Raw genomic sequence first — 9,506 nt, 5'->3', positions numbered from 1 at the left:
CGAATACGGGATCCGGCGAAAGCCAAACCAAACCAAAACCAACCCCCTACACCACATCCCCAGCAAGACTCTCGGCCATAGCCAAAAGCCCCCCTTCCAGCGCAGGAAACAAACTCCGCTGAAAGTTATTCCAGCGCAATTCCAGAATGGAATCCGCAGGATCGATACTCGTCCCGAGCACATCAAAAATCACTTCACCCGAATCGATCCCGTTATCGACGTAATGAAACGAAGCCCCCGTCCGGTCGATCACCGGCGCGGCCTGCATCTGCATCGTGTTCCAGTCGACCACGCGCTCGCCGCGCGCCCCATACAGCGCATCGAGCGTCGCACAAGCACCGCGCCGTTCGAACGGCGAGCCCAGCCGCGTAACCCCCGGATGAATATTCGCAATGCGCCGGCAATACTCCGCACCAGGACGAATCAGCTCGTCGAGAATCACGAGCAGCCCGTCGAGCACGACGAAATCCGCTTCGAGCGCACGCAGCTTGTCCAGCAGACGCTTCTCGAAAGCGCTCTTCTGCGCCGCGCGCCCGACGACGTCATCCATCGCCAGACGCCGATAAGAAGACGGAATCGCATGCAGCAGACTCGTCACCGGCACGCCCCGCACGGCAAGTTCCGGCGGATGAATCCACTGTCCGCCCTGCGCGTGGCGAAAGCCATATCCAGCGAGTTTTTCACGATCTCGCGGCGAGCCTTCATCGTCGTCATAGATCACGCCTTCGAGCGAATACAAATCGCCCAGCGGCGAGGCATTGAGTTGCTCGACGAGATATTCGAGCGGCGACTTCATGTAACGCGTGCCGCCCTTGTATTCGATATGCTGTCCCGCGCGATCCGCCGCCGCGTTGCGCAAGGACATGATGTAGACCAGCTTTAGCTTCGTCATTGAATCCTGCTCGTAAGAATCGGCGACGCACGCAGCGCCGCCGACGATCATCACCAGTTATAACGGGCGCTCGCGATCACCGTGCGCGGATTGCCATAGAAGCAGGCCGAATCCGACTGGCAACCGCTCACGAACATGCGATTGAAGATGTTCGACGCGTTCACCGCGAAACGCCAATGCGGGATGTCGTAGTGAACGGCCGCGTCGTACACGGTGTAGCTCGGGATATAGAGCGAGTTGTTCGCCGCGCCCGCAAGACCGCTCTGATAGCGAATGCCCGCGCCGAAGCCGAGCCCGTCGAGCGGTCCCGAATGCCACGTCCAGTCGGCCCACAGCGATGCCATCTGACGCGGCAGCGGAATCGACACCGGCCACTTGTCGAGCGTCACGTCGTTCGCGCTGATGTTCTTCACGTCCTGATAGACGTATGCCGCGATCACCGACAGATTGCGCGTCACGTTGCCCACCGCCGAAAGCTCGATGCCGCGCGAGCGCACTTCGCCCGTCTGCACGGAGAACGTGCCGGTCGGATCGTTCGGATCGGGCGTGAGCACATTCTTCTGGTTGATCTGATACACCGCCGCGCCGAGCATCAGGTTCTTGCCCGGCGGTTGCCAGCGCACTCCCGCTTCGATCTGCCTGCCCTTCGTCGGCGCGGGCAGGCTGCCATCGGCCATCTTCACGCCGATGACCGGATTGAACGATGTCGAATAGCTGATGTACGGCGACAGGCCGTAATCGCCGAGATACGTCAACCCGACGCGGCCCGTGAACGCGCTGTCGTCCTGCTTCAGTTGCGTGCCGCCGACGATGTCATCCTGCTTCGTGTTGCTCCAGTCCTCGCGGCCGCCAACCGTCAGCACCCAGCGATTCCACTTCACCTGATCCTGCGCATAGAGCCCGAACGAATCGAGCGTCGTGCGCGTGTTGGTCTGGCCGAACGAATCGGGGCCGCTGAAGATCGCAGTCGATACCGGCGTATAGACCGGGTTGTACATGTTCAGGCTCGGAGCCTGAGCGAGCCATTCGCTGTCGGTCGAGTTCTGGCGGTTGTACTCGAAGCCGAGCAGCACCGTATGTTCGAGCGGCCCCGTGCCGAAGCGCGCCTGCGCCTGATTGTCGATATCGAAGCGGCTGTAGTTCGGCTGAAACAAGCCGGCATAGCGCGCGAGCGTCTGCTCGGTCGGATCGCTCGGATCGAGGCCCGCGCCCCACACCGCGCCGTTATCGAGCGACAGATGCATCCAGCGCGTGTTCTGGCGGAACGTCCAGATATCGTTGAACTTGTGCTCGAACTGATAGCCGATCGACCATTCCTTCTTGCGATAGTACGAATACGTCGGATCGCCGGTGTAGAGATCAGGCGAGATCTTTCCGTTCGGATTCGGCAGCACCGTGCCTTGCGCGGGCAGGAAGTTGTTCGATGCATCGCCCCAGTCCTGCAGATAGCTCGCCGCGATCGTCAGCGACGTATTCGCGCTCGGCTGCCAGCGCACCGATGGCGAGATCGCGAAGCGCTGCTCCGCATGCGGACCGGTCATCGAATTGCCATCCCGGCCGACGGCGAGCACGCGGTACGACCACGTGCCGTCCTTGTCGATCTTGTCGCCGATATCGAACATCACCTGCTTGCGCGCGTAATTGCCGATCTGCACGCCCGCTTCCCGATAGCGCCCGCCATCCGCAAGCTTGCTCTGCACATCGACGATCGCGCCCGGATCGCCCTGGCCATAGAGCACCGATGTCGGTCCGCGCAGGATCGTGATGCTGTCGATCATGTACGGGTCCACGCGCCAGCTCGAAAGATTCAGCGTATTGGGCACTTGCAAGCCATCGACGAACACCGTCGGCGTGAAGCCGCGCAGCGCCGAATACCAGTCGGAGCGCACATCCGAGCCATACGACGAAAAACCCGGTACATAGCGCAACGCTTCGTTGATGGTGGTCGCGCCCGTTTCCTCGATCTGCGTCGACGTGACGACGTTGATCGTCTGCGGAATCTCGTCGATCGGCGTATCGGTCTTCGTGCCGGTGCGGCTCTTGCGCGCGACGAGTCCGACCGTGTCGTCGCTGCCCGCCGAAGCGTTCACGCGCACCGCCGGCAACGTGCTCGTCTGCGCCGCGTCCTGCGCTCGCGCATGATCGGCTGCCGCCACGCAGAACGCCACGCTTGCCGCTATCGCGAACGCGTTCCTGCGTCTCCCTCTTCCCCGCATCATTCTTCTTTTCTCCAATCGCAATTCGGCCTCGTCGACGCCGCCACTTCGTCAAAGAGCCACGGCCACGCGGCCGCCGCTCACCCCGGTTTTCCTCGTCTGCGCCGCTTGTGCCGCGGCGTTTTCACGACCCGCCTCGGCAAGCGATGCGGCGATCTCGTCCGAGCGCACCGCGAGCACCGAAAGCAGCGTGTCGGAGAGGCCGTGACTGTCTTCACAGCAGCCTTGCAGATAGATGCGCGCCTTGAAGTTCGACGGCGTGACGAGCCGATAATCGCGGCCCACGTCGCCTTGAGCGAGTGCATCGCCCAGATGCGGCGCGAGCGTGTCGAGCAGCGCCAGATGCGTATCGCGCCGATACCCCGTCGCAAGCACGAGCGCATCGAAGCGCTCCGCGCGCGCGTGTCCGGTCAGCACGTCGCGTATCGTCAGTTCGATCTCGCCGTCGGCGCGGCGCGCGGTGTTTTCGATGGCCGTGTTCGCGAGCAGCCGATGCCGCGTCTCGTCGGAGACCTTTTGCAGATAGAGCATTTCGTAGATCTGCTCGATCAACGGACGATCGACGACGGCGTAGTTCGTATCGCGGAAGCGCTCGATCAACGCGCGCCGTCCGTCTTCCGATTGCGCGAACACGACGTCGGTGAACTCGGGGCTGAAGATCTCGTTGACGAAGGGCGTGTCGTCGGCGGGCTTGAGCGCGCTCGCGCGAATCACGAGCGTCGCGTCGACATGCGGGAAGCGGCGCGTGAGATCCGAGAACACCTCGGCCCCGCTCTGCCCCGCGCCGATCACCGCGATGCGCTTCTTGCCGTTGCGGCCATCGCCCGCGATGCGCTCGATCGAGCTCAGATACGCCGACGAATGAATCACGTTATGCGGCCCGAGCGAAGCGAACGGCTCCGGCACGCGCGCCGTGCCGCCGACGCCCACCGAGAGCGCATTCGTCACGCGTCGCCATTCGCGGCCATCCTCGTCCTGCGACACGACGCGCAGCGCGCTCACGTCGCCGTTCGCTTCGAGCACCGGCTCGACGGCCGTCACGCTCTGCCCGTAATGCACGCGATCGTCGAAGGCCCGCGCGACCCAGCTCAGATAGTCGTGAAACTCGACGCGTGTCGGATAGAAGTTCTTCAGGTTCACGAACTCGTTCAGACGGCCGCGCTCGAACAGATAGTTGATGAACGTGAAGCGGCTCGTCGGATCGCGCTGCGTGACGAGATCCTTGAGGAACGAAATCTGCATGCGGCAATCGTCGAGCAGCATGTCGCGATGCCAGCCGAACTCCGGTTGCCGTTCGATATAGCAATGCTTCGTGCCCGAAGCGCCGCGCTCTTCCGCGAGGCGCACGGCGAGCGACAGATTCGACGGCCCGAAGCCGACGCCGATCAGATCGAATACGGTTTCTTTCTTCATTTCCCTGTGTCTCTCAGATGTCATTGATCGATGCCAGCGCGACGCGGCGCACAAGCGTCGCGGCGAGGCCCGCAAAATGCGGCGTGGCGAAAACGTCCTGAATGGCGATGTCGAAGCCCGCCTTGCGCGCCGCATCGACGAAGCGCACGACGGCGAATGAAGTCGCGCCCGCCGCGAAGAGGTCGTCGCGCGATGTCAGGCGCTGACCGTCGAAGCTTTCGCTCCAGATCGCCGCGAGCGCCCGGGTCTCGTCGGTTTCCTCGCTCGAAGGCGTCGAATCTGTGTCGTATCGCATGCCATCGAACGTCGGTTCGCATGCGCCGAAGGCTTCATGCGGCGCATGCGCGAACCGTTCGACGGTCGCGAGGTAACGCTTCGCGAGCGTCTCGACGAACGCGCCATCCACGCGCTCGTTCGCGTAAGAAAACGCGCAGCTCACGCGACCGTCCGGATATTCCGTGACGTCAAGCTCCAGATCGAACACGACGCGATGACGTACGTCATCGAAGCCTTCGATCGCGAGTCCGGCCCAGTCGCGCGTCGCCATCGCGGCGGGGCGAAGGTAGTTGAACATCACCTGGAAAAGCGGATTGCCCGCGCCGGGACGCTGCGCGCTCAACGCCGAGACGACCTCGGCGAACGGCACGTCGGCGTGTGCATAGGCAGCGAGCGCCGCGTCGCGCACCGTCGCGAGCAAGGTCGCGGGCGTATCGTCGTGCGTCATGTGCGTGCGCACGACGACCGCGTTGATGAAGAGCCCCAGTGCATCGCGCGCGGCATCGCCGGTCGATTCGCGTGTCGATGCGAGCACGCCGACCGGCTGATCGCACGCGCCCGTCAGACGATGCAGCGCCGCGTTGAGCGCCGCGTGCAGCAGCATCGGCAGCGTGGCGTGGCAGTCCATGGCGAGCGCGCGCACGCGTTGAACGAGCGCATCGTCGAGATCGAATGCGATGCGGCTCGCGAGCCACTGCGGATTCTCGACGCGACCCGACGCGGGCGCGGGCAGCGCGATCGCCGTCGGATCCTTCAGCGCATCGCGCCAGAACGCGAGCCGCGCGGCCGTCGCGGACGATGGCAACACCAGCGCATCCGACGCGCGCTCGGACACCGACGCGCCCTTCTGCAACGCGACATACGTGGCGCGGATATCGTCGAGCCACAGATCGATCGACGTGCCGTCCGACACGATGTGATGCACGACGAGCGACAGCACGTGATCGTCATCGGCAAGACGCAGCAGACGCGCGCGCCAGAGCGGCTTTGCGCCGGCCAGATCGAACGGCGTGAGCGCGTCTTCATCGGCGATGCGCTTCGCTTCGTCGATGCAACCCGCAACATCGATCACCGGCAGCTCGACATGCCACATCGGGGTGATGCGTTGACCGGGCAGCGCGCCATCGCGTTCGACCAGTTGCGCGCGCAACGCCGGATGACGCGCCGCTGCTTGCGCGAGCGCTTCACGCAATGCGTCGGCATCCAGTGAACCGCGCAGGCGCAGCGCGACCGGGATGTTGTAAGCGGCGCTTTGCGGCTGCGCGCGCCACAGAAACCAGAGGCCGAGTTGCGCGGCGGAAAGCGGCCACACGCCCTTGTCGTCGGGCTCGAATGCGATATGACCGGCATCCGATGCCCCTTCGCACGCATTCGCCTGCAGCACGCGCTTCGCGTATTGCGCGAGCACCGGCGTTTCGAACAACGCACGCACCGGCACGTCGCGCCCGAGCGTTTCGGCGATGCGCGTCGCGACGCGCACAGCCGCGAGCGAATGCCCGCCCAGTTCGAAGAAATGATCCGCACGTCCCACGCGCTCGACGCTCAGCACGTCGCGCCAGATTTTCGCGAGCGCGGCTTCCGTGCCGGCGGCCGGCGCTTCGTAGATGCGCTCCTTCTTCGGCGGCTCCGGCAGCACCGCGCGATCGACCTTGCTGTTCGCGTTGCGCGGCAACGCATCGAGCACGACGATATGCGCGGGCACCATGTAATCGGGCAAGGTGCGACGCAGATGCGCGTCGAGTTCGGCGGCGTCGGCGGCGCGGCCGAGCGCGGCGCGTTCGCGCGCATCGGCTTTCAATTCGACATAGGCAACGAGCGCCGCCTGCGCGCCCTTGCCGCGCACCACGGCACATGCTTCGCGCACATCGTCATGGGCGGCGAGCTGCGCTTCGATTTCACCGAGCTCGATGCGCAAGCCGCGCAGCTTCACCTGATGATCGACGCGGCCGATGAAATCGAATACGCCATCGGCGCGGCGCCGCACGAGATCGCCGGTGCGATAGAGACGCGCGCCCGGCACGTTATAAGGATCGGGCACGAAGCGCTCGGCGGTGAGCGCGGGACGATCGAGATAGCCGCGCGCCACGCCCACGCCCTCGCCGCCGAGATACAGCTCGCCGATCACGCCGACGGGCAGCGGATTCAACCGCTCATCGAGCACGTGCGCGGTGCGCGCACCGACGAGCGTGCCGATCGGCAGATACGCGCAGTCCGCGAGCTTCGCGGGATCGTCGCCCGGATTGAACATCCACAGCATCGGCGTGATGACGGTTTCCGTCGGACCGTAGCCATTGACGATGCGCGCCTGCGGAAACGCCCGGCGCATCAGCGCGAATGCCTCGCGCGAGGTCGCTTCGCCACCGACCGTGATCGACTTCAGCGTCGGCGGTGCGCCGTGCACGAGCGCCCATTCCGCGAGCTGCGTCGCGCAGCCGGGCGGCACGTAGGTCATCGTCACGCCTTCCTTGCGCATGAGCCGGCAGGTCAGCGCGGGCGGCCAGAGCGTGTCGGCGGTGATCGCGACCGCCGCGCCCGAGATGTACTGCGAGAACCAGCCTTCGTGCGCGCCGTCGAAGTTCACCGACTGGAACAGCATGAACGTGTCGCGCTCCGTCGCGCCATAACGTTCCGCGATGGCCACGCAATGGCGCGCGAACGAGCCGTGATCGACGATCACGCCCTTCGGCTTGCCAGTCGATCCCGATGTATAGATCGCGTAGGCCGCCTGTTCCGCTGCGACGTCGGGCAAGGCGATGCGCGACGTTTCATCGTCGGCGTACAGGCTGTCGTCGTCCAGGAGGAGGATGCGCGCGTCCGGCGAAACGGGCAACGCATCGAGACTCGCGCGCTCGGTGACGATGTGTTCGATATGCGCATCGTCGAGAATCTGCGCCAGACGTTCGCGCGGATGGCTCGGATCGAGCGGCACGAATGCGCCGCCCGACTTCAGCGCCGCGATCAGTCCGACGAGCAGATCGACCGAACGGTTCAACGCGACGCCCACGCGCATTTCGGCGCGCACGCCGGCATCGATGAGGCGTTGCGCGATACGCGTCGCGCGCGCATCCGCTTCGCCGCGCGTGAAGGCGCGCTCCATGTCGGCGAAGCCGCGCGCGTGCGGCTTCGCGTGCGCATGACGCGCGATGCGCGCCTGCACGGAAACGAATTCCGGCGCGCGCTCGGGCGCGTTGCGATTCCATGCATCGAGTTGCGCGCGCTCGTCCTGCGGCAGCCATTGCAGATCGCCGACGAGCGTGCGCGGCGCATCGAGCGCATTGCGCAATAGCTCGACGAAGCGGCGCGCGAGCCGCGCGACGGCATCGGCCTCGAACAGATCCAGCGCATAGATGAACGCCCCGGCCAGCGATCCGTCCGGGCGCTCCTCGAAGTTCGCCGTCAGATCGAACTTCGCGAACGGCGTGCCGGAAGGCAGTTCGGTGGCGCGCACATCGGCGAACGAAGGCAGCGTGCGGCGCGCGCCGTAGGCCGCCATCACCTGAAACAGCGGATGATGGCTCGCGCTGCGCACGACGCCGAGCGCTTCCACCACGTGCTCGAACGGCACGTCCTGATGCGACTGCGCATCGACAAGCGCGCCGTGCGCGGCATCGACGAGCGTCGAGAACGGCCGCGTTGCATCGACGCGCGCGGCCAGCGTCAGCGTGTTGACGAAGAAGCCGATGAGTCCCGCGGTTTCCGCGCGCTCCCGGTTCGCCGCGGGCACGCCGATCTGGATATGCGCTTCACCCGATGCGCGCGCGAAGAGCGCATTCAGCGCGGCGAGCAGCACGGCAAACGGCGTCGCGCGATATTCGTTGGCGAAGGCGCGCACTCGCGCCGCAAGCGCTGCGTCGAGCGTAAACAGATGACGTGCGCCGCGCGCGCTGCGCTCGCCGGGACGCGCGGCCGCGCCGGGCAGCATCAACACGTCGCGTGACGGATCGAGCCGCGCGCGCCAGTAATCGAGCTGCCGCTCGCGCTCGCCCGCATCGAGCCAGCGACGCTGCCAGAGCGCATAATCCGCGTATTGAATCGGCAACGGCGCGACCGATACCGCCTCGCCGCGTGCATACGCGCGATAGAACGATGCGAGTTCGGCCAGCGCGATATCGGCGGACCAGCCATCCGACACGATGTGATGCGTCGTCAGCGAAAGCCAGTGCGTGTTCGCATCGAGCCTGATCAGATGCGCGCGCACGAGCGGCGCATGCGCGAGATCGAACGGGCGCGACTCGTCGGCGAGCGCGAGCGGGGCGGCCCGCGCTTCGCGCTCGGCAACGGCAACGTGCGTGAGATCCACCGACTGCCACGGACAGCGCATCGGCGCATGCACCGTTTGCAGCACGCCCTCCGCGCCTTCGGAAAACGTCGTGCGCAGCGCTTCATGACGCGCGATCAACGCATCGCACGAGAGGCGCAGTGCGTTCGCATCGAGCGCACCGTCGAGCCGCAGGCGCTCGGTGATGTGATAGGCCGCCGGTTCGTCGATCATGCGCGCATGCAGCCAGAGACGCGTCTGCGCGAACGATGCGGGCACGCTCGCTTCGCACGCGTCGCCTCTCGCGCGCGGCGGAATCGGCAACATGCGAAAGTCGATGCCTGCATCGGCGAGCCGCGCGACGAACACCTTGCGCTGCGCATCGGGCAACTGCGCGAAGCGCGTCGCGAGCGAGAGCAGATCGGGTTGGGTCTGCGTCATGCGTTTCCTC

Annotated in this window: 4 protein-coding genes; all 4 read right to left on the bottom strand. The window is 65.4% G+C overall.

What is annotated here, in order from left to right:
- Positions 1-46: 46 nt before the first annotated feature.
- The 4 genes from U4Y90_RS32945 to U4Y90_RS32930 are packed head-to-tail and all read right to left on the bottom strand — an operon-like array spanning position 47 to position 9,496.
- A complete protein-coding gene (locus U4Y90_RS32945; protein ID WP_321801010.1) occupies positions 47-892 on the bottom strand; it encodes a N(5)-hydroxyornithine transformylase PvdF in 846 nt (281 codons plus the stop codon).
- 50 nt (positions 893-942) lie between these two features.
- Entirely contained in the window at positions 943-3,111 is a 2,169-nt protein-coding gene (locus tag U4Y90_RS32940) for a TonB-dependent siderophore receptor (protein WP_321801008.1), read from the bottom strand.
- Positions 3,112-3,159: 48 nt separating this feature from the next.
- On the bottom strand, positions 3,160-4,521 hold the full coding sequence (locus tag U4Y90_RS32935; RefSeq protein ID WP_321801006.1) for a lysine N(6)-hydroxylase/L-ornithine N(5)-oxygenase family protein: 1,362 nt from the start codon (positions 4,519-4,521) through the stop codon (positions 3,160-3,162).
- Positions 4,522-4,534: 13 nt separating this feature from the next.
- On the bottom strand, positions 4,535-9,496 hold the full coding sequence (locus U4Y90_RS32930; protein ID WP_321801005.1) for a non-ribosomal peptide synthetase: 4,962 nt from the start codon (positions 9,494-9,496) through the stop codon (positions 4,535-4,537).
- Positions 9,497-9,506: the final 10 nt, after the last annotated feature.

Source organism: Caballeronia sp. J97 (genome assembly GCF_905220305.1).
Lineage (GTDB): Bacteria > Pseudomonadota > Gammaproteobacteria > Burkholderiales > Burkholderiaceae > Caballeronia.
This window is presented reverse-complemented; position numbering and strand designations above follow the sequence as displayed.

Coding starts and splice junctions, on each gene's coding strand:
- U4Y90_RS32940 (WP_321801008.1), bottom strand. CDS start 3,111: ATGATGCGGGGAAGAGGGAGACGCAGGAACGCGTTCGCGATAGCGGCA.
- U4Y90_RS32930 (WP_321801005.1), bottom strand. CDS start 9,496: ATGACGCAGACCCAACCCGATCTGCTCTCGCTCGCGACGCGCTTCGCG.
- U4Y90_RS32935 (WP_321801006.1), bottom strand. CDS start 4,521: ATGAAGAAAGAAACCGTATTCGATCTGATCGGCGTCGGCTTCGGGCCG.
- U4Y90_RS32945 (WP_321801010.1), bottom strand. CDS start 892: ATGACGAAGCTAAAGCTGGTCTACATCATGTCCTTGCGCAACGCGGCG.